Source organism: Oribacterium sp. oral taxon 078 str. F0262, assembly GCF_000160135.1.
Classification (GTDB): domain Bacteria; phylum Bacillota; class Clostridia; order Lachnospirales; family Lachnospiraceae; genus Oribacterium.
Genome location: NZ_GG729933.1, coordinates 310,187 through 333,505 on the forward strand (window position 1 = coordinate 310,187; position 23,319 = coordinate 333,505).

The 23,319-nt window shown below is 57.0% G+C and carries 22 protein-coding genes and 1 tRNA gene; 17 read left to right on the forward strand and 6 right to left on the reverse strand.

What is annotated here, in order from left to right:
- The first annotated feature begins 149 nt into the window (after positions 1–149).
- The 15 genes from GCWU000341_RS01380 (at position 150) to GCWU000341_RS01450 (ending at position 15,103) form a co-directional block, all read left to right on the forward strand.
- Complete coding sequence (locus GCWU000341_RS01380) at positions 150–1,184, forward strand: LacI family DNA-binding transcriptional regulator (protein ID WP_040653187.1); 1,035 nt, start codon at positions 150–152, stop codon at positions 1,182–1,184.
- A gap of 246 nt (positions 1,185–1,430) precedes the next feature.
- Entirely contained in the window at positions 1,431–1,661 is a 231-nt protein-coding gene (acpP, locus tag GCWU000341_RS01385) for an acyl carrier protein (protein WP_009213882.1), read from the forward strand.
- A gap of 86 nt (positions 1,662–1,747) precedes the next feature.
- Positions 1,748–2,647, forward strand: coding sequence for an acetyl-CoA carboxylase, carboxyltransferase subunit beta (gene accD, locus GCWU000341_RS01390; RefSeq protein WP_040652873.1), 900 nt, complete (start codon positions 1,748–1,750; stop codon positions 2,645–2,647).
- Positions 2,644–3,567 carry an acetyl-CoA carboxylase carboxyltransferase subunit alpha gene (locus GCWU000341_RS01395; RefSeq protein WP_009213884.1) on the forward strand — a complete coding sequence of 308 codons (924 nt, stop codon included), beginning with the start codon at positions 2,644–2,646 and terminating at the stop codon, positions 3,565–3,567. Before accD ends, GCWU000341_RS01395 begins: the two co-directional genes overlap by 4 nt.
- Positions 3,545–4,681, forward strand: a complete 1,137-nt coding sequence (locus GCWU000341_RS01400; protein ID WP_330360365.1) for a 3-oxoacyl-ACP synthase III family protein — start codon at positions 3,545–3,547, stop codon at positions 4,679–4,681. Before GCWU000341_RS01395 ends, GCWU000341_RS01400 begins: the two co-directional genes overlap by 23 nt.
- A gap of 9 nt (positions 4,682–4,690) precedes the next feature.
- The gene (locus GCWU000341_RS01405) at positions 4,691–5,602 is read left to right on the forward strand and encodes a nitronate monooxygenase (protein ID WP_009213886.1); all 912 of its coding nucleotides are present in this window, start codon (positions 4,691–4,693) and stop codon (positions 5,600–5,602) included.
- A 42-nt stretch (positions 5,603–5,644) separates the two neighbouring features.
- Positions 5,645–6,589 (forward strand): ACP S-malonyltransferase, encoded by a 945-nt coding sequence (locus GCWU000341_RS01410; protein ID WP_009213887.1) that lies wholly within the window; start codon positions 5,645–5,647, stop codon positions 6,587–6,589.
- 7 nt (positions 6,590–6,596) lie between these two features.
- Positions 6,597–7,355, forward strand: coding sequence for a 3-oxoacyl-[acyl-carrier-protein] reductase (gene fabG, locus GCWU000341_RS01415; RefSeq protein ID WP_009213888.1), 759 nt, complete (start codon positions 6,597–6,599; stop codon positions 7,353–7,355).
- Positions 7,356–8,199: 844 nt separating this feature from the next.
- On the forward strand, positions 8,200–9,432 hold the full coding sequence (gene fabF / locus GCWU000341_RS01420) for a beta-ketoacyl-ACP synthase II (RefSeq protein WP_009213892.1): 1,233 nt from the start codon (positions 8,200–8,202) through the stop codon (positions 9,430–9,432).
- A 50-nt stretch (positions 9,433–9,482) separates the two neighbouring features.
- The gene (gene fabZ / locus GCWU000341_RS01425; RefSeq protein ID WP_040653200.1) at positions 9,483–9,929 is read left to right on the forward strand and encodes a 3-hydroxyacyl-ACP dehydratase FabZ; all 447 of its coding nucleotides are present in this window, start codon (positions 9,483–9,485) and stop codon (positions 9,927–9,929) included.
- Positions 9,929–10,471 carry a MarR family winged helix-turn-helix transcriptional regulator gene (locus GCWU000341_RS01430; RefSeq protein WP_009213894.1) on the forward strand — a complete coding sequence of 181 codons (543 nt, stop codon included), beginning with the start codon at positions 9,929–9,931 and terminating at the stop codon, positions 10,469–10,471. The genes fabZ and GCWU000341_RS01430 overlap by 1 nt, the downstream gene beginning before the upstream one ends.
- 349 nt (positions 10,472–10,820) lie before the next feature.
- A complete protein-coding gene (locus tag GCWU000341_RS01435) occupies positions 10,821–12,326 on the forward strand; it encodes a tagaturonate reductase (protein ID WP_009213896.1) in 1,506 nt (501 codons plus the stop codon).
- 201 nt (positions 12,327–12,527) lie between these two features.
- On the forward strand, positions 12,528–14,012 hold the full coding sequence (locus GCWU000341_RS01440; RefSeq protein WP_009213897.1) for a UxaA family hydrolase: 1,485 nt from the start codon (positions 12,528–12,530) through the stop codon (positions 14,010–14,012).
- Positions 14,013–14,211: 199 nt separating this feature from the next.
- Positions 14,212–14,646: a LytTR family DNA-binding domain-containing protein gene (locus tag GCWU000341_RS01445; RefSeq protein ID WP_040653204.1), complete on the forward strand. Its 435-nt coding sequence runs from the start codon at positions 14,212–14,214 to the stop codon at positions 14,644–14,646.
- A gap of 13 nt (positions 14,647–14,659) precedes the next feature.
- Positions 14,660–15,103, forward strand: a complete 444-nt coding sequence (locus GCWU000341_RS01450; RefSeq protein ID WP_009213899.1) for a DUF3021 domain-containing protein — start codon at positions 14,660–14,662, stop codon at positions 15,101–15,103.
- 117 nt (positions 15,104–15,220) lie between these two features.
- Here GCWU000341_RS01450 and GCWU000341_RS01455 read toward each other — a convergent pair whose 3' ends face one another.
- The gene (locus GCWU000341_RS01455; protein WP_040652879.1) at positions 15,221–15,733 is read right to left on the reverse strand and encodes a GNAT family N-acetyltransferase; all 513 of its coding nucleotides are present in this window, start codon (positions 15,731–15,733) and stop codon (positions 15,221–15,223) included.
- Positions 15,734–15,994: 261 nt separating this feature from the next.
- Between GCWU000341_RS01455 and GCWU000341_RS01460 the strand changes: the two genes are divergently transcribed.
- Together GCWU000341_RS01460 and GCWU000341_RS01465 are read left to right on the forward strand one after the other, a co-directional pair.
- Positions 15,995–16,222 carry an HPr family phosphocarrier protein gene (locus GCWU000341_RS01460; protein WP_036599440.1) on the forward strand — a complete coding sequence of 76 codons (228 nt, stop codon included), beginning with the start codon at positions 15,995–15,997 and terminating at the stop codon, positions 16,220–16,222.
- A 39-nt stretch (positions 16,223–16,261) separates the two neighbouring features.
- On the forward strand, positions 16,262–17,113 hold the full coding sequence (locus tag GCWU000341_RS01465; RefSeq protein WP_242651591.1) for a M48 family metallopeptidase: 852 nt from the start codon (positions 16,262–16,264) through the stop codon (positions 17,111–17,113).
- A gap of 6 nt (positions 17,114–17,119) precedes the next feature.
- Here GCWU000341_RS01465 and GCWU000341_RS01470 read toward each other — a convergent pair whose 3' ends face one another.
- The 5 genes from GCWU000341_RS01470 to trmB form a co-directional block, all read right to left on the reverse strand.
- Positions 17,120–18,706 carry a D-alanyl-D-alanine carboxypeptidase family protein gene (locus GCWU000341_RS01470; protein WP_009213903.1) on the reverse strand — a complete coding sequence of 529 codons (1,587 nt, stop codon included), beginning with the start codon at positions 18,704–18,706 and terminating at the stop codon, positions 17,120–17,122.
- A 47-nt stretch (positions 18,707–18,753) separates the two neighbouring features.
- Positions 18,754–21,108, reverse strand: coding sequence for a sensor histidine kinase (locus tag GCWU000341_RS01475; protein WP_009213904.1), 2,355 nt, complete (start codon positions 21,106–21,108; stop codon positions 18,754–18,756).
- On the reverse strand, positions 21,105–21,827 hold the full coding sequence (locus tag GCWU000341_RS01480) for a response regulator transcription factor (protein ID WP_009213905.1): 723 nt from the start codon (positions 21,825–21,827) through the stop codon (positions 21,105–21,107). Before GCWU000341_RS01480 ends, GCWU000341_RS01475 begins: the two co-directional genes overlap by 4 nt.
- A gap of 117 nt (positions 21,828–21,944) precedes the next feature.
- Positions 21,945–22,017 (reverse strand) — tRNA-Lys (locus GCWU000341_RS01485).
- 226 nt (positions 22,018–22,243) lie between these two features.
- Positions 22,244–22,900, reverse strand: coding sequence for a tRNA (guanosine(46)-N7)-methyltransferase TrmB (gene trmB, locus GCWU000341_RS01490; RefSeq protein ID WP_040652884.1), 657 nt, complete (start codon positions 22,898–22,900; stop codon positions 22,244–22,246).
- Between the last annotated feature and the right edge of the window lie 419 nt (positions 22,901–23,319).

Genomic DNA, 23,319 nt, shown 5'->3' on the forward strand with positions numbered 1-23,319 from the left:
ATTTTCCCGGTCCGCCTTTCGAGCTGCTGTCTGAGATAATTTGCAAAAGATGCAAATCGACCGCGGCACGGCGGGAAATGCGGGGCGGCGGGACCACGCGGGATTTTTGCTTTGGGAGGGTAAGAACGAAAACGGAGGAGCATTCCATTATGAATTGCAAAAAAGTCACCTTTGATGATATCGCGCAGTATACCAATTTTTCCAAAACCACGATTTCCCGCTATTTTAACAATCCGGATTCCCTGACTTCAAAAAACCAGGAAATCATAGCACAGGCATTGATAGACCTGAATTACAGACAGAATAAGGTCGCTAAAATACTGGCAAACGGAAGGAGTGAATTTATCGGCGTTATCGTTCCGAATTTGTATCTGCATTATTACTCTGAAATATTAAACCAGATCCTTTCCTCCTACGAGAGATTTGGCTATAAATTTTTAGTCTTTGCGGGGAATTCCAATGAGGCGATCGAGCGGAGGTGCATTCAGGAGCTGCTGGCTTACAATATTGAGGGAATGATCGTGCTGAGCCACACGATTTCCTCCGGGGAATTGGCTTCTTACGGCATTCCCATCGTGACGATCGAGCGCGAGGATGAATATACGAGCAGCGTCAATACCGATAATTATATGGGGGGCGTGCAGGCCGCCAGCTTACTCGGGAAATGCCACTGCGATATTTTGATCCATATCAATGTCGATGTCCCTGAGGCGGTTCCCGCCCACGGGCGTATTCAGGGCTTCCTCGATGCCTGCATCGAGCATGGTCTTCCCCATGAATTGATTCTGAGGGATCTGGGAGACAGTTACGCGGCCAATCGGGAGGCTCTTTGGAAAATTGCAGTTTATCTGAACGAGAAATATGAGGGAAAACGGAAGGGAATCTTTCTCGCTAATGACACCTATGCCAATATATTTTTAAACCGATTGATTCGCTTACATGGTTTTTTGCCGGAGGACTACCGCATTATCGGATTCGATAATTCTCCGATCTCGGAGGAAGCCGTCATTCCAACCAGTACGGTCGGACAGCAAATTGATAAGATTGCAAAAACCGCTGTAGAGATGCTTGTGGAGCAGATCAGCGAACAAAAAAGAGGAAAACGATCCGGCAGCAGGAAGCCGATCCATACGGTGATAACTCCCGTTTTAATCAAGCGTGATACAACGGATGCCGCGGAATGAGGCCGGCGCCCATCTTATGGCCGGCCTCCGATGCGGGAGGCTTTGTCCCGGGCGGCGGAATCATGCTCCGGCCTGATAAAAACTGCGGGAAAGAGAGGAGGAGATTCCGATATAATGCTTGACAGCCGCGCAGGATGTGATATGATTTGCTTCGAAAAATTTATTTAAAAAATTTTAAGTGATATTCCGAAAGGGAGAGTCTTCACTTAATCAGGCGGGCCGGGAATCGGCCCGAAGGAGAAGAATATGGACTTTGAGAGATTAAAGGAAATCATCGTGGATACGCTGGCCTGTGATGAGGATAAGGTGAAGCCGGAGGCGGATCTGATCAAGGATCTGGAGATCGACTCCCTCTCCCTGGTAGAGCTTCATATGGCGCTGGAGGATGAGCTTGGAGTCTCCATCCCGGATGGAGAGATCGGAAAGCTCCACACCGTACAGGATGTATACGACTATCTCCAGAAGGCGAAGGCATAAGTTTCGGAGGAAGCGAAGGAATGGGCGCGCGCTTTGCGGCGCCCATTCCTGAATCTTGCGGGTTGGTCCGCTTCTCAGGAGGCAATATGAAATCACCCATTACTTCCCTATATGAGCTGGTCAAGGACCGGGAGCTCAGAAACCGCGCGTATAAGGACACGATCAGCGCGTCTCAGTCGGTGAAGATTCCGGCGGGCTTTATCAGCTGCAGAAAATGCAGCAGGAGATCTCTGAGAAGCCGCTGGGAGGAGAACTTTTATATCTGTCCGATCTGCGGCTCCTACAGCCCGATCGGCGCCTATTACCGGCTGAAGCTCATCCTCGATCCCGGGAGCTTTCATGAGCTGGACAAGGATCTTTGCGCGGGAGATCCGCTGGATTTTCCGGACTATGAGGAGAAGATCGCGGCACAGGAGAAGAAGACCGGTCTGAAGGAGGCCGTCGTCTCCTGCTATGGGAAGATCGGCGGCATCGATCTGACCGCGGTCGTTCTGGACAGCCGCTTTTTCATGGGCTCCATGTCCCGCGCCGTCGGGGAGAAGGTGACCCGGGCAGTAGAACACGCGGACCAAAAGGGGCAGCCGCTCATCATTTTCTCCGCGAGCGGCGGAGCGAGGATGCAGGAGGGGATCTACAGTCTCATGCAGATGGCGAAGACCTCCGCCGCGATCGAGCGCTTCTCGGAGCACGGCGGCTTCTACATCAGCTTCCTGACGCACCCCACGACCGGAGGAGTGACGGCGAGCTTCGCGACGCTGGGGGACATCACGCTCGCGGAGCCGGGCGCCCTGATCGGCTTTGCGGGGCCGAGGGTCATAGAGCAGACCATCAATGCGAAGCTCCCAAAGGGCTTTCAGCGGAGCGAATACCTGCTGGAGCATGGCTTTTTAGACAGGATCGTGGAGCGGAGGGAGATGAGGGAGATTCTGCTCCGGCTCTTAGAGCTCCACAGAGCGGAGGGAGCGCAGGGGGGTGAGAAGGCATGATGATAAAGGATATTCTCAGCGAGCTGGAGCGGACGGAGCGGGAGCTCGGGGCCCTCTCGGAGCGGAAGGAAGGAGAGAGCGGGGAGGAGATGCAGAGACTCGGAGCCTCGAGGGAGGAGCTTCTTCAGAAGCTGAAGAGGCTTGAGCCCGGGGATCGGGTCTTCCTCGCGAGGCATCCGAAGCGCCCCCATGTCGAGGACTTCATCGCGGCGCTTTTTACGGATTTTTTTGAGCAAAGAGGAGACCATCTCTTTGACGAGGACCGGGCGGTCTATGGCGGAATCGCCCGTTTCCACGGGCAGCCCGTGACGGTGCTCGGCACGCGGAAGGGGAGGACGGTCCAGGAGAACATGGAGTGCAATTTCGGCATGCCCCGGCCGGAGGGCTACCGGAAGGCGCTTCGCATCATGCGCCAGGCGGAGAAGTTCGGGCGCCCGATCCTAAGCTTCATTGATACACCGGGTGCCTATCCCGGGCTGGAGGCGGAAGCGCACGGGCAGGGGGAGGCGATCGCGAAGAATCTCGCGGTCATGAGCGCCTTCCATGTCCCCATCCTTTCCCTCGTCACGGGGGAGGGGAATTCGGGAGGGGCTCTCGGGATCGGCGTCTCGAACAAGATCCTCATGCTGGAAAATGCGGTCTACTCCGTTCTGAGCCCGGAGGGCTTTGCGACGATTCTCTGGAAGGATGCCTCCCTCTCAGGGGAGGCCGCGAAGGTGATGAAGCTCACGGCGGAGGATCTCCTCCGGGCCGGGGTCGCGGACAGCGTCATCCCAGAGCCCGTCGGAGGGGCGCAGCGCGACCCGGAGCAGCTCTACCGGAGCATGGACAGAGCGATCTCCGAGGCACTCTCTTCCTTCCGGGGGATGAGTCCCTCGGAGATCCGGGAGCAAAGATTTGAGAAGTACAGGGCGATCTGACGCGGAGACAGAAGACAGAGGAGAGGGGACAGAAGAGGACGGAATGGACGGACTGAAGATAATAGCGCTCGGCTCCGCACTGCCGGGGCGGCTCGTCTCAAATGATGAGCTCTCGCATTATGCGGACACGAGTGATGAGTGGATTTTTCCGAGGACCGGCATCCACGACCGGTATTTCTGCAAAAAGGAGGAGAGCGCGATGACACTCGCCGTCCGGGCGGCGCGGGAGGCCCTCGGAAGATCCGGCATCGATTCCTCGGAGCTCGGCGCTGTCGTGGTGGCGACGATGTCCGCGGATTTTGCGACACCGAGCCTCGCCTGTCTTGTGGCGCGGGAGCTGGGATGCCCGGAGACGATCCCGGCCCTGGATCTCAATGCCGCCTGCAGCGGCTTTGTCTATGGACTCGAGGTCGCAAGGGGACTGCTTCTCGGAAACGAAGGCCGCTATGCGCTCCTGATCGGGACGGAGCAGCTCTCCCGTCTCTTAGATCTCTCCGACCGGACGACCTCCATCCTCTTCGGGGATGGTGCGGGGGCCGCGGTCCTCGAGCGGAGCGCGGCCTCGGTCTATGAGAGCTTCCTTGGCTCCCGGGGGGATGCGTCGATCCTCGCGCCGGGGACCTATACGGGGGCCTTCGATGGCTTTTATTCCGACGGGACGGAGGATGAAAGCGTGCTTGGGAGCGGAGTCACCGCGGGGAAGCATCAGAAGGTAGATCACATGCTGATGGACGGGAAATCGGTCTTCCTCTTTGCGATCGATATCGTGCCCCGCTGCATCGAGGAGATCCTGAAAAAGAGCGGGAGGACGCTGGAGGAGATCTCCCATGTGGTCTGCCATCAGGCCAACAGCCGCATCATACGAAATGTCGTCCGCCATATGAAGGCAGATCCCGGAAAGTTCTTCGAGGATATGGAGCACTACGGGAATACCAGCGGGGCCTCGATTCCGCTCGCGCTGGATGACATGAGAGAGAGAGGCCTGCTTCAAAGAGGGGAGGAGCTCATCCTCGTGGGCTTTGGGGGAGGGCTCACCTGGGCTTCGGCGATCCTTTGCTATGAACCTCCGCTGCCGAAGGATCCAAAAGAGGAGACGGGAACAGAAAGGAAATAGAAAAGGAATATGGAAAAGAAACGCTTAAATGAGATACTCGGGATTCGCTATCCCATCATTCAGGGCGGCATGGCCAATATCGCAAGCGGGGAATTCGCGGCGGTCTGTTCTGAGGCAGGGGCACTGGGGCTGATCGGCTCCGGCGGAATCCGGAGCGCGGAGGAGCTCAGGAGGCAGATCCATATTCTGAGAGAGAGGACAAAGAAGCCCTTCGGCGTCAATCTGATGCTCATGAATCCGGAGACGGAGAAGATGGTGGATATCGTCTGCGAGGAGAAGGTCCCGGTGGTCACGACCGGCGCGGGAAATCCGGGAGCCTATATGGAGAGATTCAAGGCCGCCGGAATCCTGGTGATTCCGGTCGTGGCGGCTCCGATCCTCGCAAAGCATCTGGAGCGGATCGGGGCGGACGCGGTCATTGCGGAGGGCTGTGAGAGCGGAGGGCACATCGGAGAGATGACGACGATGACTCTGATCCCGCAGACGGTCGATGCGGTGGATATCCCGGTCATAGCGGCGGGCGGCATCGCGGATCATCGGCAGATGCAGGCCGTTCTCACGCTTGGGGCCTGCGGGGCTCAGATCGGCACCGCGCTTCTTGCGGCGGAGGAATGTCCGATTCATGAAAACTATAAGGAAGCGGTTTTGAAGGCGCAGGGCTCTGATACCATCGTGACCGGGAGAATCGGAGGGACACCGGTGCGGGTTCTCAAGAACCAGATGAGCCGCGAGTATGTGAAGAGGGAGAAGGCCGGAGAGGACAGGATGGAGCTCGAGAAATTCACGCTCGGCTCTCTCCGAAGGGCGGTCTTCGAGGGCGATACGAAGAACGGATCGCTCATGGCGGGACAGAGCTGCGGACAGCTGAAGGAGATCCGGCCGGTGGCAGAGATCCTGGCGGAAATCTGCCGGGGGATCTGAGTGAGAGCGCGCTATCAGGCGGCGGAATAGAGGAGGAGAGAGATGAGCATCGCATTTTTATACGCCGGGCAGGGCAGTCAGCACGCGGGGATGGGAAAGGACCTCTATGAGAGCTATCCGGAATTTCGGGAGGTCTATGAGGGCATAGAGCTGCCATTCGACCTTCGCCGCCTCTCCTTTGAGGACCCGGAGGGACTCATTCATGAGACGAAGTATACGCAGCCGGCCCTCGTCGCCTTCGCCTGCGGCGTGACGGCGATCCTCCGCGGCATGGGTTTTCGCGCGGATTACGCGGCAGGCCTCTCCCTCGGGGAATATTCCGCTCTCAGCTATGCGGGATCCATTGACGCAAGGACCGCGGTTCAGCTTGCGGCCTTTCGGGGGGATGCGATGCAGAGGGCCTCGCAGGGCATCGCCTGCGGGATGAGCGCGGTCCTCGGCCTCTCGGAGGAGAAGCTTTCGGAGGCCTGCGAAAGGGCCTCCGAAAAGGGACTGGTCTCGATCTGCAATTATAACTGCCCGGGGCAGCTTGTGATCGGCGGAGAGAGCGAGGCCGTGGAGGAGGCGGGACGGATCGCCCTGGAGCTCGGGGCAAAGAGAGTAATCCCTCTCAAGGTCTCCGGCCCCTTTCACACCGCTCTTATGAAGAGCGCGGGGGATGCGCTCTCCGAATATTTCAAAAAGATCCATTTTAAGACGCCGGAATGCACGGTCCTCTACAATTTTCTTGGAAGAGAGAGGAGGGAAGGCGATCCGGAGATACCGGAGCTTCTCATCGAGCAGGTGCAAAAGCCGGTCCGAATGGAGAGCATTCTCCGGGAGCTCCTCGGAAGGGGAGTCCGGAGCTTCTATGAGATCGGCCCGGGGAGGACCCTCTCCGGCTTTGTGAAAAAGACCGCAAAGGCCATGGAGATCGAGGAGATCGAGATTACTTCGCTGGAGACCGCGGAGGAGATCGAAGCGCTGAGAGAAAGGATGAGGGGATAAGGAGAAGATGGAGAAAAGAGAAGAGAGGCGAAAGCTCAGTCTTGTGAGCGGTGCGAGCTCCGGGATCGGGAGAGCGATCGCGGTCCGCGAGGCGAGGGCGGGGAGAAATCTGCTGATAAACTATGCGGGAAATGAGGAGGGGGCGAAGGAGACGGAGCGCCTGATCCATGAGGCCGCGCCGGAGGCAGAGGTCCTGCTCTTTCGGGCGGATGTCTCGGAGGAAGAGGCGGTCAGGGAGATGGTCGATGCGGCGGTCGAACGCTTCGGGGCGATCGATGTCCTCGTAAACAATGCCGGAATCACAAGAGATAATCTCCTTCTTCGGATGAGCGCAGAGGACTTCGACAGCGTCCTTCGCATCAATCTCCGGGGCGTCTTCCTCCTCTCTAAATATGCCGGGAAATACATGCTGAAGAAAAGAAGCGGCCGGATCATAAATATCTCCAGTGTCGTCGGCCTCCATGGAAATATCGGACAGGTCAACTATGCCGCGTCCAAGGCGGGGATCATCGGCATCACGAAGACCCTGGCGAGGGAATACGCCGGGAGAAATATCACAGTCAACGCCGTGGCCCCCGGCTTTATTGAAACCCGCATGACCGAGACACTGCCGGAAAAGATCAAAGAAAGCATGCTCTCGGAAATCCCCCTCGGACGCTTCGGAAAACCGGAAGACATCGCAAACGCCGTCAGCTTCCTCGCCTCCGACGAAAGCTCCTACATCACCGGCCAGGTACTCCTGATCGACGGTGGAATGAGAGCGTAGGCGTTTTTCTTTCAGAAAAACGCCGGAGCGAATTGGCACAGTGCTAAGGACAGAAAAAGAGCCAAGAGAAAGAGCAGGTCCGACAAAGCTGAATGTCCATAGAGAAATGCACTGTGTCCCGCGAAGCGGGATCCTGTGAGGTCTACAGGACCGAACAGGACCCGGGGAGAAGGAGCGTTCCGCCTCGAAGGAAAAACGCCGGAGCGAATTGGCACAGTGCTAAGGACAGAAAAAGAGCCAAGAGAAAGAGCAGGTCCGACAAAGCTGAATGTCCATAGAGAAATGCACTGTGTCCCGCGAAGCGGGATCCTGTGAGGTCTACAGGACCGAACAGGACCCGGGGAGAAGGAGCGTTCCGCCTCGAAGGAAAAACGCCGGAGCGAATTGGCACAGTGCTAAGGACAGAAAAAGAGCCAAGAGAAAGAGCAGGTCCGACAAAGCTGAATGTCCATAGAGAAATGCACTGTGTCCCGCGAAGCGGGATCCTGTGAGGTCTACAGGACCGAACAGGACCCGGGGAGAAGGAGCGTTCCGCCTCGAAGGAAAAACGCCGGAGCGAATTGGCACAGTGCTAAGGACAGAAAAAGAGCCAAGAGAAAGAGCGGGTCCGACAGAATCGGAAAGCCATAGGGCGATGCACTGTGTCCCGCGAAGCGGGATCCTGTGAGGCCTACAGGACCGAACAGGACCCGGAGGGAAGGACAGTGATGCTCCGAAGGAAAAACGCCGGAGCGAGTTGGCACAGTGCTAAGGACAGAAAAAGAGCCAAGAGAAAGAGCAGGTCCGTTTTTAAAGGCTCCCGCCGCGGGCAGGAACTACAGGAAGAAGCAGGAAGGAGAAAAAGATGGAAAAAAGAAGGGTGGTCATCACCGGGCTTGGCACAGTGAATCCGACGGGAAATACGGTGAAGGAGAGCTGGGATGCGATCCGGGATGGAAAATGCGGGATCGCCCCCATCAGCTGCTTTGATACGGAAGGCTTTTCGGTAAAGCTTGCGGCGGAGGTCAAGGATTTCCATCCGGAGGAGATCCTGGACAAGCGCGAATTAAAGCATATGGCGCGCTTTACCCAGTTCGCGCTGATCGCCGCTGAGCAGGCGATGCAGGAGAGCGGACTGCGCGCTGCCATCGATCCGACCCGCATCGGGGCGATCGTCTCCTCCGGTATCGGAGGACTCAAAACCATCGAGGAGGAGCACAGCAAGGGAGAAAAGCGGGGCTTTGAAAGGGTAAATCCCTTCTTCATCCCGATGGCCATCTCCAATATGGCGGCGGCGCAGATCGCGATCCGCTATGAGCTCCGAGGTATGTGCAGCTGCCCGGTGACGGCCTGCGCCGGCGGCTCCAATGCGATCGGCGATGCCTTCCATCGGATCCGGGACGGCTATGAGGATGCGATGCTGACCGGAGGCACAGAGGCCTCGATCTCGGAGCTCGGCATCGGCGGCTTCTCCAGCATGAAGGCGCTCTCCACGGCATCGGACCCCGCGCGGGCCAGCATTCCCTTCGATAAGGAGCGGGGCGGCTTCGTCATGGGGGAGGGCGCCGGCATCCTTGTGCTCGAGGAGAGAGAGCACGCCATAAAAAGGGGAGCGAGGATTCATGCGGAGATCGTCGGGTATGGGGCGAACTGCGATGCCTATCATATCACTTCCCCGGCCCCGAACGGGGAGGGCGGCGCGGAGTGCATGAGACTCGCGCTGAGAGATGCGGGGATTCGGCCCGAAGAGATCAGCTATATCAATGCGCACGGCACCTCCACACACCTGAATGATCTCGGGGAGACAGCGGCGATTAAGACTGTCTTCGGAGAGCTTGCCCATCGAATTCCGGTCTCCAGCACAAAGTCCATGACCGGGCATCTGCTCGGCGGCGCGGGGGCTGTGGAAGCGATCTTCTCCGTAAAGGCTCTGGAGGATGCCTATATCCCCCAGACGAAGAACCTCCTTGTGCCGGATCCGGACTGCGATCTGGACTATGTTCCGAATAAGGGACGAAGCGGGGAGCTTCAGTATGTGCTCTCGAATTCGCTCGGCTTTGGCGGACATAACGCCTGCCTGATCTTCAAAAAAGCATAGGGAGAGAGGAGAGGAAGATGAGAGATCCGGAAAAGATGGAATCAGAGAGCATGGAGGCAGAGAGGAAGCCTCGGGAGCTCGATATCGACGGTATACAGAAAATCCTGCCGCACCGCTATCCCTTTCTCCTGATCGACAGAGTACTCGACTATGAGCCGGGGGGCTTTGCGTTGGCGCGGAAATGTGTCAGCGGAAATGAGAGCTTTTTCCAGGGACATTTTCCGGCTTATCCGGTGATGCCGGGGGTCCTTGCCATCGAAGCGCTCGCGCAGACCGGTGCAGTGGCGCTTCTCAGCATGCCGGAGAACAAAGGGAAGCTCGCCTTTTTCGGCGGGATCAGGAATGCGAGATTTCGCCAAAAGATCCGCCCCGGCGATGTGCTCGAGCTTCGCTGTGAGCTTTGCCGCATGCACGGTCCGGTCGGGATCGGAAAGGCAGAGGCGAGGATCGACGGGAAAACCGCGGTCTCCGCGGAGCTCACTTTTATGATAGGCTGATGCTTCGGGATGCGAAGGGGGCGGCGGGGTCAGAGGGGAATGATAAGGTAAATTGCGGCGGAGAGCAGATAGAAGTCATGAAATTCAGCGATGTCATCGTGGAGCTTTACAACAAGTTTCGAATCTATTTTTATATGCAGGTTTTCTCCCGCTTCGAGAAGCGGGAGGCGACGCTTACGACCGTGGAATCCTACAGCATGGAGTGCATCCGTGCTCTGGGGGAGCCCACCGTACAGGAGTTTGCCGGGATGATGGGGATCTCCGCTCCGAATGCGGCCTATAAGGTGAACGCCCTTATACAGAAGGGCTATATCGAGAAGGTCCGCTCCGAGAGCGACCGGAGGGAGTATCATCTCCGCCCCACGAGGAGATTTTGGGAGTATTATGAGCTGAGCAGCAGCTATGCGAAGATCGTAGAGCGGCGCTGCCGGGAGAGGTTCGCCCCGGAGGAGCTGGAAAAGCTGGAGGAGATGCTCACCATCATCACGGAGGAGCTCATGCCGGAGCTGGAGATCAAACGTTTTCTCCGATCCCCGGACTGAGCCTCTGCTTGTCTTCCATCTCCTCTTTCCGGAAGCCTATTGACTTTGCCCTCTTCGGAGGGTATTATTATTGCATAAAATGTAAGCGCTTACACGAGCAGAAGAACAGCGGGCAGAGGCGATAATAGCTGGAATACCAGAAACAGGAGAAACAGCAGAAATACCAAAAATACCAAAAATACCAAAAATACCAAAAATACCAGAAATACCAAAAATACCAGAAAACAGCGCTGAGAGCAGAGGCTTTGCATGCTGCCGGCCGCTTTTCCGCGAGACAGCGGGATGTCCGCTTAGCGCGGATCAAGCAGCGGACGGCGGCGAGGAGAGAGGGAAAGGGAGCGGGATTTCCATGGAGAAATTAAATTATGAGGTTTTGAGGAAAAGCGGATATCAGGGGTATATCCTTCGGGATGCTCCGGTAAAGGTCCTGCAGTTCGGGGAGGGGAATTTTCTCCGCGCCTTTTCGGATTACTGGTTCGATATGGCGAATGAGAGGGCGGGATGGCAGGGAAAGATCACGATGCTGCAGCCGATCGCCCAGGGACTTACGGAGCTCGTGAATCAGCAGGAGGGGCTCTATACTCTCTATCTCCGGGGCATGGAGAGGGGGGAGAGGGTGGATAAAAGGCGCGTGATCTCCGCGGTAAAAAACTGCCTGAACCCCTATACGGAAGAGGGCTTTCGGGAGTTTCTGGAGCTTGCAAAATCTCCGGAGCTTCAGTATGTCGTGAGCAATACGACGGAGGCCGGCATCGTATACGATCCCGATACCCGCTTTGAGGACAGGCCGCCGCACTCCTTCCCGGGGAAGCTCACGAGATTTCTCTATGAGAGATTCCGGGCGGGGCGGGAGGGACTTGTCATCCTCTCCTGCGAGCTGATCGATGATAACGGAAGGGAGCTGAAGAAGCTCGTGGAGCGTCATGGCGAAGAGTGGAAGCTCGGGGCGGATTTCGGAAGCTGGCTGGAGAAGGAGAACCTCTTCTGCTCTACCCTTGTCGACAGGATTGTGCCGGGGAGGATCCGGAGCGAGGAGGAGCGGCAGAGACTGGACCGGGAGAACGGCTACAGCGATCCGCTCGCGGATGTCGGGGAGGTCTTCGGCGTCTGGTATATCGAAGGACCGGAGAGCCTCGCGGAGAAGCTGCCCTTCCATAGGGCCGGTCTCAATGTACATGTGGTCCCGGAGGTTGCCCCCTATAAGAAACGGAAGGTCCGAATCCTGAACGGGGCGCACACGGGCTTTGTGCTCGGCGCGTATCTTGCGGGCTTTCATATCGTGAGAGACTGCGTGCAGGATCCCGTGATCCTCGGCTTTCTGAATAAGATGCTCAAGGAGGAGATCATCCCGATCCTGCCCCTGGAGAGGGAGGACTGTGAGCGCTTCGCCTCGGCCGTGGAGGACCGCTTCCGAAATCCCTTTGTGGACCATCAGCTGCTCTCGATCTCCCTGAATTCCACATCGAAGTGGAGGGCGAGGAATCTGCCCTCTCTGCTCGAGTACCATGAGAAATTCGGGAAGCTTCCGAAATGTCTCGCGATGAGCCTCGCGTTTTACTTCGCCTTTTACTCCGATGGGCTTAAGCAGAGGGAGGAAGACGCCGTCCTTGCGGAAAGGCCGGACGGAGAGGAGTACCGCATAAAGGATGACAAAGCGGTGCTCGACTTCTTCTGGGAGAAGAGGAATGCCTCCCCGGAGAGCCTTCTCTTTGACGGAATGGGGAGAGAGGACTTCTGGGGCAGGGATCTGAAGGAGATCCCGGGGCTTTATCCGCTGACACTGGAAAATCTCAGGCGGATCCGGAGGGACGGCGCGAAGGCGGCCTTTGCCCTTGCCGCAGGGGATGAGGCCTGAGGGAGGAAGGACCGCGAGATTGATAAGCTGATCGTCCCGGGGCTTTCCGCGGGGGAATTTTTTTCCCGGGCGGAGGAATTCGTCTATGACAGACGGAACGCGGCATCTCTTTTCCGCTCCCGAGAGGCGGATACGATAGATCGATCATGGCTCCGCTGCCGGGGGAGAGAGCTTTTGGAATTTTGGAAGAGGAGGAGAAATATGGCAGAGTTTGTGCATATCAATCCGGAGGACAATGTCGCAGTTTCGATCCGGCCGATCCCCGCGGGAAGCGAGCTCAAGGTGGATGGGATCTCCGTCAGGCTGAGAGAGGATATCCCGCAGGGGCACAAATTCGCTCTTTATTCCCTGAAGAAGGGATCGGATATTATAAAATACGGCTGCCGCATCGGCCATGCGACGCGGGAGATCGCGGCCGGAGAATGGGTTCACAGCCACAATATGGCCACAAATCTCTCCGCTGAGCTGGAATACCGCTACAGTCCTTCCCATCCCGCGCTTAAAAGGAGGGAGACGGAGAGCTTTCTCGGATATCTCCGATCGGACGGGAGAGCTGCCACGAGAAATGAGCTCTGGATCATCCCGACAGTAGGCTGCGTAAATGATATCGCGAAGGCGCTCGTCCGGGAGAATCAGGATCTCGTGCAGGGGAGCATCGAAGGGCTCTACTCCTTCCCCCATCCCTTCGGCTGTTCCCAGACCGGAGAGGATCACGGGATGACGCGGAAGCTCCTCGCGTCTCTCGTCCGGCATCCCAACGCGGGGGGCGTACTGGTACTCTCTCTGGGCTGTGAGAATCTGACCCACGAGCAGTTTCTCGCCGAGCTCGGGCCTTATGACAGGGAGAGAGTCCGCTTCCTGATCTGCCAGGATACGGAGGATGAGTTGGAGGACGGGAGGAAGCTTCTCATGGAGCTTTCGGACTATGCTGGTCGCTTTCAGAGACAGCCCCTCGGAGTCGACAAGCTGCTCATCGGAATGAAGTGCGGGGGCTCCGACGGCCTCTCCGGCATCACGGCAAATCCTGTGGTGGGGCGTCTCTCGGATCGTCTGATCTCGGAGGGAGGAAGCACGGTGCTCACCGAGGTTCCGGAGATGTTCGGTGCGGAGGAGATGCTTCTCCCCCGCTGTGAAAACGAGGAGGTCTTCCGGAAGGCGTCCGATATGCTGAACGGATTTAAGGAATATTTTCTGAGTCATCATGAGCAGGTCTATGAGAATCCGAGCCCCGGAAACAAGGAAGGGGGGATTACAACTCTCGAGGATAAATCCTGCGGCTGCGTACAAAAGGGCGGGAGAGCGCCGATCGTCGATGTGCTCGGCTACGCGGAGAGCGCGAAAAAACAGGGCCTCAGTCTTCTCTGGGGGCCCGGAAACGATCTGGTATCCGCGACGAATCTGACTGCTGCCGGCTGCCAGCTGATTCTCTTTACGACGGGACGGGGGACCCCCTTCGGCGCCCCGGCGCCGACGATGAAGCTGTCCAGCAACGACAGCCTCGCGAAGCGGAAGAAAAATTGGATTGACTTCAACGCGGGAACTGTCGCATCCTCCGGGGAATCCATCGACAGCGCCGCGGAGCGCCTCTGGAACTTCGTAAAGGAGGCGGCCTCCGGGAAAAGGACCAGGAGCGAGGAGCATGACTGCCGGGAAATCTCGATCTTTAAGGACGGCGTAATATTGTAGGGGAATGGCAGGGGAGAATCCGGCCTCAGCGATGGAAAAAGGCAGCATAGCTGCCTTTTTCTGCATCTTAGCGGAGAATGCGGGACAGGAATGCGTCCCCTGCGCTATAGTAGGGACAAGCGGAAGCAAAGGGAGAAGGAGAGGCAGGAAAGGATGCCGCGGGAGGAGAAGGGAAGATAGAAAGAGGGAGAGGAAAATCATGAAGGTGCGTGTGGAAATTACAGAGGGCTGCGGGGATGCCTGTGCCGTGATCTATGCTTCCGCTGTGACGGAGGAGGTGCAAAAGGCGCTGGAGCTCCTTGGCGCCGCAGGGACAGTGATCGCAGCCTGGGAGGGAGATACGCTTCGAATCGTGCAGCCGGAGGAGCTGTATATGGTCCGGATTGAGGGCGGAGAGACCCTTCTCTATGGGAGGAATCAGCGCTACCGATCCAGAAAGAGGCTATACGAGATCGCGCAGCAGCTTGGGAATCGCTTCCTCCAGATATCGAAGACGACGCTCGTCAATCTGAGCTATCTGGACAGTGTGGAGGCGGGCTTTAGCGGTACACTTTCCCTGAAGCTGAAGAATGGCTGCCGGGATTATGTCACCCGGAAATATCTGAAAGCGTTCCGGAATTACCTTGGGATATGAGAGGAGGAGAAAGATGAAAAAAAGTATATGGAAAAGCGGAATTATGAATGCAGCGATGGGAATCGGAATTGCAAGCTTTATCTTCGGGGCGGTGGGCTTTTTGATTGACCGCTCCTCCCAGGGGAACTTTGTGCTGACACACTACGCCTACAGCAGGATGTTTATCGCCACGATCCTGATAGGGATCGGCTTCGGAGCGCCGTCCGCAATCTACGAGGGGAGCGACATGCCGCTTCCGCTCAAGGCCCTCGTTCATATGGGGATAGGCTGCAGCGTGTATACGGCGGCAGCCCTCTGGGCGGGATGGATTCCGACGGGACAAGGGCTCGGGGCGATGCTGCTCTACCTCGCAGGGGAGCTGCTGCTCGCATTTTTGATCTGGCTCGGCTATGCCTGGTATTACAGGAAGCTCGCCGGGAAGATGAACCAGAGGATCCGCGAAATGAAAGAAGACTGAGCGTAGAAGTCTGCCATCAGGCAGACTCGGAGCGTTCTTGACCACTTCTCGAAGAGAAGTGCCTCCCGAAGGGGGGGCGGCTGAAGCCACCCGGGCGAAGCCGAGTCTTTCGCTTCCCTAATCTCCGAGCCTTCGGAGCATATCGTGCCAGCGCACGCCTCCCCAGCTGGAGCTTCCGATTCCGAGATCCTCAAAGCCGAGGTTCTCATAGAAGCCGACGAGCTGGCTGTGGCAGGTCAGAAGCAGAAGAGAGCGGCCCCTTCCCCGCTCTCTTTTGATGTAGCGCTGCATGAGCTCGCTGCCAAGGCCGTGATGCCGATACTCGGGGCGGACATCCAGACCGAGGAGGAGGACGGTCTTTCCCCTTGGATCGTGGAGAGAGGCATCCGTGAAATACTCATCCCGGAAGCTCTCCTCCTCTGTGGCGAGTCCCGTGAGAAAGCCTGCGATTTTCCCATTGATCCGATCATAGGCGATGAGAAAGGTTTCCGGGGCGGTCTTCACGCGTTCCGCCATATGTTCTCTCTTGCAGGCTTCGTTTTCCGGAAAACAGAGGAGCTCGATTTCTGCGGTCTCATCGATCTCGGACGGTCTCACATTGCGGAATTCAAAACGATCAAAATTAAACATAGAAATCCCCCTTTCCTCGCGGCCGTTTCCGGCTTTAATCTCGGGTCTTACGATTACAGTATAGCAGAAAAAGCCTTTAAATAGGAAGAGAGATCTTGAAGATTGTGAGCTTTGCCCATTGTAAACGGTGAAAAGAGATGGTAATATATCTGCCACCCCATAGAGAGGCCTGATAAATGAAGATGGGGGATAGAGTAGAGGATAGAAATAGGGAGAATAACGAGGGCTATGTTTTCGGAGAAAGCTTCAGGAGGAACGAAAATGAGCACATTAAATGTAATGATCCCCAGCGCCGCGGGGGCGGATGATTTCGTGAAGAAGGCGTCAGGACTTCCTTTCGATATCAATCTGAGCGCGGGAAGCCGGGTAGTGGATGCGAAGTCCATTCTCGGAATCCTGTACCTTGGCGTCGGGAAGATCCTACAGCTGACAGCAGCTTCTGAGGAGCTGCCGTACATGAAAAATACGTTTTCGGATTATTTGGTTTAAGGAATCCGCCCCGTCATCCGGCGGGGAGAGATCCATTCATTGATCGGCAATTTGCAGAGACCCTGGGGTAAATATTACCCCGGGGTTTTTTGCCAGAGGGGATTTTTTGCGGGGCCGGATTCCCTCCGGGAACGGCCGATGCGCATCCTGGGAGAGCTCGGGGAGAAGGATACCCGATATGCCTTTCCGGGAGATAGAGAGAAGGGGGAAGGGATGAAGCGGAAAAGCGGAAAAAAAGAAGGGGAGGCAGGCCCGGGCAGGGAAAAAAGAGCGCTTCCCTGCATGTTCGCAAACCGGGCTCTGTCCGCGAAGCTTTTGGAGATTCCGGGGACGGAGCTTCACGCGAAGCTGAAGCGAAGTGATCGGAGGAGCCTCTCCGTGGAGGTCGACCGGAACGGTGAAATCCTCGTCAGGGCCCCGCTTCGGCTTTCAGAGCGGCAGATTCACCGTTTTCTTTGGAGCAGGGCGGACTGGATCATCAGTCATCAGGAGAAGCGGGCGATGGAGGCGGAGCAGCGCCGGAGCCTCCCTCCGATCGGGACAGAGGAGCTCCGAAGGCTGGCGGATCAGGCGGAGGAGAGCATACCGGAGAGAGTTCGATACTATGCCGAAAGAATCGGCGTGGACTATGGCAGGATCAGAATACGGAATCAACAGACCCGCTGGGGCTCCTGTACGGCGGCGGGGAATCTGAGCTTTAACTGCCTTCTCATGCTCTGCCCCCTGGAGGTCTTAGATTACGTCGTGGTCCATGAGCTCTGTCATCGCCGGGAGATGAACCATTCCCCGCATTTCTGGGCTCTCGTGGAGGAGGAGCTTCCGGATTACCGGGAGCGCCGGGACTGGCTCCGCGTAAACGGCGCGAAGCTGATCGGCCGGATGAAGGGCTGATGGCTCTCAGAATCTTCTTTTATTTCTTCCGCTTCGCTTCCCGAGCATCAGATCCCTGCGGGCCTTCTGCTCCCGCGTGAGATCCCGGGTATGCTTCAGCATCCGGCTTCTCCGGCGCTTCCTCGTGAACTCCTCCTGTCTTTGATAGAGATAGAGGATCAGAAAGGCAAGGAGAAGGATGAGCACGATCGCGAGAAGGATGGCGAGAACCCGCAGGATCGGCTTCTGGACGATGATGCGCCCGCCCTTTTTGTCGAAGATGAGGGGAGCCTGGCTCCTTCTGTTCCCCCTGGAGAGCTGCCCCGCCACCGTGGACTCCTCTTCCCCGGAGCGCTCAGAGCGGATTGTGCCCGGCATGCTTTCCGTGAAGGCCTCCGCGGCATTCACCGCGTCCTCCGCCGCATCTCCTCCCGCATTCATAGAGCGGTCCAGAAGCTTTACATAGGCGATGCCCACTGTGTGATCCTGAAAGCGGTAATCCACTCTCGCGATGGAGCCGTCGGACTTTTCCCGTTCGGAGAGCTCATAGCTGAGCGAGGAGTTGAGCTCCTGGAACTCCACATCCTTTGGGAGCGTTATGTGGTCGGACTCGCCGATGGAGAGCTCCAGAGCATTCACAAGAGGAATCCCGTCCACCTTGAGATTGTTCTGCAAAGAGGCGTAGGGGGAGTCGCTCTTTGAGATGGGGATGGAGCTGAAATTGTCGTAGGCAAAGTCGAAGAGCTTCCTGGTGTCGGAATACTGGCTGTGGTGGCCGTTCAGGATGACGCAGATCAGGGTCATATTATTTCTTTTGCATGCCGTCACAAGCGTATTTCCCGCCGTCATGGTATATCCCGTTTTACCGGCGAAGACTCCGTTATAGAAGTCCCGGTAGGCCCGCCGCATCATGTGGTGGTGGGCGTAGATGGTATTTTCCTTTGCGCCGATATCCGGATACTTGCTGATCGGCGCATGCGTATAGACCTGTGTGCTGTCGATCTGCCGGAAGGTCGGATTCTTGATGGCATACTGCAAAATCTTTGCCATGTCCGCGCAGCTGGTATAGTGCTCCGGGTTGTCCAGGCCGGAGGGGTTCATGAAGTGGGAGTCCGTGCAGCCGAGTTCCGCGGCCTTTTGATTCATCAGCTCGGCGAAGGCCTCATTGGAGCCCGCCACATGCTCCGCGAGCGCATTGGCACAGTCATTTGCGGAGTGCAGGAGCAGGCTGTAGAGACAGTCCCGCACGCTCAGCTTATCCCCCGGCACCGCTCCGATGACGGTGGAATTTGCCTCCAGATTTCCGCTTGTCGCGGAGCTGGAAAAGGTCAGCTTCTCATCGAGATTTTTCACATGCTCCAGGACCACGACGGCGGTGAGCACCTTTGTGATGGAGGCGGGGAAGTAATGCTCGTGCTCATTTTTGGCGTAGAGCACCGCGTTGGAATCGGAGTCGATCAGGATCGCTCCGTTGGACTGGATATCCGCCGGGGGCGAAGGCCAGCTTCCCCCCGCGGCGAAAGCGATTCCCTCGCTCCCGAGCCGGAGAAAAAGCCCCGCAAAGAGCAGCAGGATAAGGAGGGCGGCGTGGAAGTGTTCTCTTTTCTTTTTCATAAGACCTCCTCTCTCGATCTCTCCTCCCGGCTTCTCGGTTCTCTGTCTCAGTCTTTGTCTTTTTCTTCGGCCTGTTCTTCTTCGCCCTGCTCTTCTCGGCCCTGTCCTTCTTCTCCGTTCTCTCTGGAGGAGAGCTTTGCGAGTCTGGAATCGATCTCCGGGAGCTCCGCCGTGAGCTCTCTCACCTGCTCCGCTACGGCTTCATTGGTTTTCTCCATGGCGCTCTCTGCATCCGGGACAGTGCCCGGCCTTCCCGCCTCCTCATTTCGGTGCGGCTTTGGCAGGATGACCGCGGCCTTGTAGAGATCTCCGTCGATGGAGATCTCGAGCCGTCCCTTCATGAGGGAGCTCAAGCTCTTCGCGATGGAGAGACCCAGACCGGAGCCCTCGGTCGTCCGGCTGACATCGCCCCGGACGAAACGCTCGGTCAGCTCCTCCGCAGAGATGTTTAAGGGGGCCTCCGAGATATTTTTGATCGTGCAGGAGGCAGAGTCCTCCTCCTCCCGGACATCCACATAGACGCGGCTTCCGCGGAGCGCATACTTGCAGCAGTTATTCATGAGATTTTCCAGCACTCTCCACAGCCTTCTTCCGTCCGCCAGGATGAGCACGGGACGCCCCGGCACATTCAGGATCACATCCAGCTTCGCCGCTTTCATCTTCTCCTCGAACTCGCCGAGCGCCTGCTGCACCATCGCGGCATAGTCGAGCTCTGTGAGCTCGATCGACACATTGCCGGAGCTTGCCTTGCTGGCCTCCACGAGGTCCTCCGTCAGAGTTTTCAGACGGTTTGCCTTCTGATCCAGCACCTCCAGATACTCCGCCGCCCTGGGATTTTCGATCTTTTCCCTCTTCAGGAGATCCACATAGTTGATGATGGAGGTGAGGGGAGTCTTCAGATCATGGGAGACATTGGTGATGAGATCGGCCTTCATCCGCTCGGATTTCACCTGCTCGTTCACCGCCTTGCTGAGGCCGGTGGCGATCCTCCAGGCATAGAAGTCGATGGCGAGGAGAATCAGGAGGAGGGCCGATGCGACCAGGAAGCAGAAGAGGCTTGCCCGGGTGAAGAAGCGGTAGAGGAGGAGTCCGATCAGCAAAAGCCCCGAGAGATTGGGGAGCAGGAAGAGGAGGATGCTGTAGAAGCGCGGAGCCGTGAGCGCCGCGGAGCGGATGTAGTGCTTTATGACGAGGAGCATCCTTCGGAGGAAGGAGTATTCCCAGAGAGTCTCTGCCTTATAGTTTCTCGCGAGAGAGAGGCAGAGAGGCAGGAAGAAGAGGTAGCGGAAAAAGAGGCGGAGGGCGCCGTGCCAGTAATCCCAGTGCTCCATGCTCCCGGTGAAATTCTCGAGGGAGGCGAGGAGAGCGCGGCTGAGCGCACCGGAGGCCGGAATCCAGAGCAGGAAAAGGAGGATCGGGAGCTCTGAGGGCAGACGATCCGTGGGGTAGAGATGGATCTTCCCGGATTCCGCGCTTCTCCCTGTGAGCATGAGGAGCGCACAGAAGCTCACCGCACAGGCGAAAAGTCCGAAGAACAGCAGCACAAGCCCCACCACGGTGTTGACGTGGTGGGAGTGATAGCGGGCCGCCGCAAGTGCATAGGCATCCTGGCTCGGAAAATCCGTGTCGATGCTGACCGCAAAAAGGTAGGAGCCGTTCTGATAGGGATTTCTCGCCTGCAGGAGGGGGACCAGGTTCGGCGGGGTCTTCATGTTTGAGCTTAACTCCAGCGTTTCGGAATCGGTATAGAGATATTTTCCGGACTGGGAGAGGGTATCCATGCTGAGCTCCGGCGCGTTGGTATAGCTCGTCGACTTCCCGTCTCCGGAGTAGGAGGCATAGAAGCGGAGATTCGTCGGCTGATCGAAGAACTCGGAGCGGACCGCGTAGTATTTTGCGAGATAGCTCAGCGTCTCCTGGGCGAGCTTTCCGAGGCTCATAAGGCCGTCGGAGGGACTGCTGGGCTGGTAGTTTGGCATATAAGCCCGGTAGGTCACGCGGATCTGATGTTGTTTTTCGTCCTGAAGCTTTGTGACGGTCGCGGGACCGTCGTCCCGGATCTCATTTTTTTCGTTAAGGTAATAGCCCATGGAACGGGCGTATTTGATCAGATAGTCCAGGCTGTAGGAGCGGGACGCGCCTGCCGTCTCGCTCTGCGCGATGGTCCGGTTCAGATCCAGGGCGCTGCCGTTTTCGAAGATATCCTTGAGATCGATGTAGTCAAAGATGTCGTTGACAGATTCGGAAACCTGTGTCTCAAAGACGGGAGAATCCAAGTAAGCCGGGTTGGCGAGAGAGGCCAAAATCCCGCCCTGCTCGGAGTTTAAGGCCAGCGTAATGATGCCCGCGAGGACCAAAAGGATGGAGAAGGCGTTGACGGAGCCTGCCAGGATTCGCTTCATTTTCTGGGATCCTCTAGGCTCGTCTGCTTCTCGACCTTATATCCGACTCCCCAGACCACCTTCAGGTAGCGGGGCTCCTTCGGATTGATCTCGATCTTCTCCCGGATGTGCCGGATATGCACCGCGACCGTATTGTCCGCTCCGATCGCCTGCTCGTTCCAGATCGAGGTATAGATCTCGTCGATGGAGAAGACCTTGCCCGCATTTTTCACGAGGAGGAGAAGAATGTTGTACTCGATCGGGGTGAGCTTTACCGGCTCTCCCTCCACTGTCACCTCCTTGGTGTCGTCGTTGATGACGAGACCGCCGCTCGAATAAATGCTGTCCAGATTCCCGGCCTCGCCGATATTCCCAAGCTGGGTGTAGCGCCGGAGCTGGGACTTTACGCGGGCCACCATCTCGAGGGGGTTGAAGGGCTTTGTGATATAGTCATCCGCACCGATGTTCAGCCCCAGGATCTTGTCGTTGTCCTCGCCCTTTGCGGAGAGGATAATGATGGGGATGGAGCTTTTCTCGCGGATCTTGAGCGTGGTGCGGATCCCATCCAGACCCGGCATCATGACATCGATAATCAGGAGATCCACCTTCTCCTGATCCATAATCTTTAAGGCATCATAGCCGTCGTAGGCCTTCAGAAGCCGAAAACCCTCTCCGGCCAGGTAAATGGAGATCGCCTCCACGATTTGCTTATCATCATCACAAACTAGAATGGTCTGCATGCCGTCCTCCTGTTCCTGAAATCCGTCTTCCTGTTCAAAAAGCAGGCCTGTGTTCTATTGTATACTATTTCTTCCTGCAAGAAAAGGTGCGGAGGAGCCTTCGCTCCTCCGCACTGCTGCGCCCTCAGGGACTCGAACCCTGGACAAATAGATTAAGAGTCTACTGCTCTACCAACTGAGCTAAGGGCGCTTTTATACTGTGCCGCCCTCCGGCGACGCTCATAAATATACAAAAGCCGCGGGGAAAAGTCAAGAGATTTTCAAAAAAATTTAAGGCCGCCGCGGGGAGTCCCCGGGAATGAGAAAAAGGAGTTCCCGGAGGCTTTTCCGCGCTTCCATAATAAGGATCGGGAGGCTTCTGCGTCCTCGCGTTTTGGAACAGAAGGGGGGGCGGAAGAGGAGGGACGGGGAAGCACTTACGGCCTTGCATAGAGCGCGAAGATGGGATTCCCTCTTTCGGAGAACTTCTTCTCGTATTCCGTCATGACATTCCCCCGGGAGAGGACGGGATCTCGATGGAGGTCCTCTGTCTTTTCGAGGAGGGACCAGCCGGAGGAGGAGATACTCTCCAAAGAGTAGCGAAAGAGTGCTTCATTGTCTGTCTTAAAGCGAAGCTCTCCCTCTGCTTTCAGAAAGCTCCGATAGATTCGGAGGAAGACCGGGCTTGTGAGGCGCCGGTTTTTCTGCCGTGTCTTCGGCCAGGGGTCGGAGAAGTTCAGGTAGATCCGGCTGATTTCATTTTCCGAAAAGACTTCCGGGAGGAGCCTTGCGTCGATGCTCAGAAAGGAGAGATTCGAAAAGTCCGCCCCCTCTTTTTCGGCCCGCTTCCTCCTTTGGATCGCCTTCATAAGAACGCTGTCGTAGCGTTCGATTCCGAGAAAATTGATTTCCGGATGGAGGAGGGAGAGCTCCGTCAGAAAGCGTCCCTTTCCCATCCCGATCTCGATATGGATCGGCGCATGATTTCGGAAGAAATCCTCCTTCCACCTCCCCCGAAAGCGCGCGGGCTCCCGCACTGCGGCGTCCGACTGAAGGACAAAGTCCTCTGATCCTGCAATATGGCGTAAACGCATGCTCCGGCCCTCCGCTTTGCCGCATATCCCACGCTCTTTAAATAAAACCACGCACAAGTATAATGTCCGCATCTAAAAAGTCAAGGCAGCGCCCTGTAGTGAAAGTGTCCTGCAATCAGGCGGCCGCTCCGCGGGAAAACAGGAGCTTGACGGAACAGGATGCTGCTTAACGCCTCTGATTTTCCCGCTTCCCGGGGCAGATCAAATTTTATGGGGACAAGGGGCCGGGGCCTATGTTATAATTACAAATCTTCGGAGAATTAGAAAGCCGGGAGAAAGCCGGGCCGGGGAAACGCAGACTCCATCGGGAGGATCGCGTTTCCGGCAGTGATTTGGGAAAGTGGGAATCAAGGTTTTTCTGTTATCGTATAGAGAGGGAAGAAGCTTTCGCCGGGAAGCGGGGAGCGCTTTTTGGACGG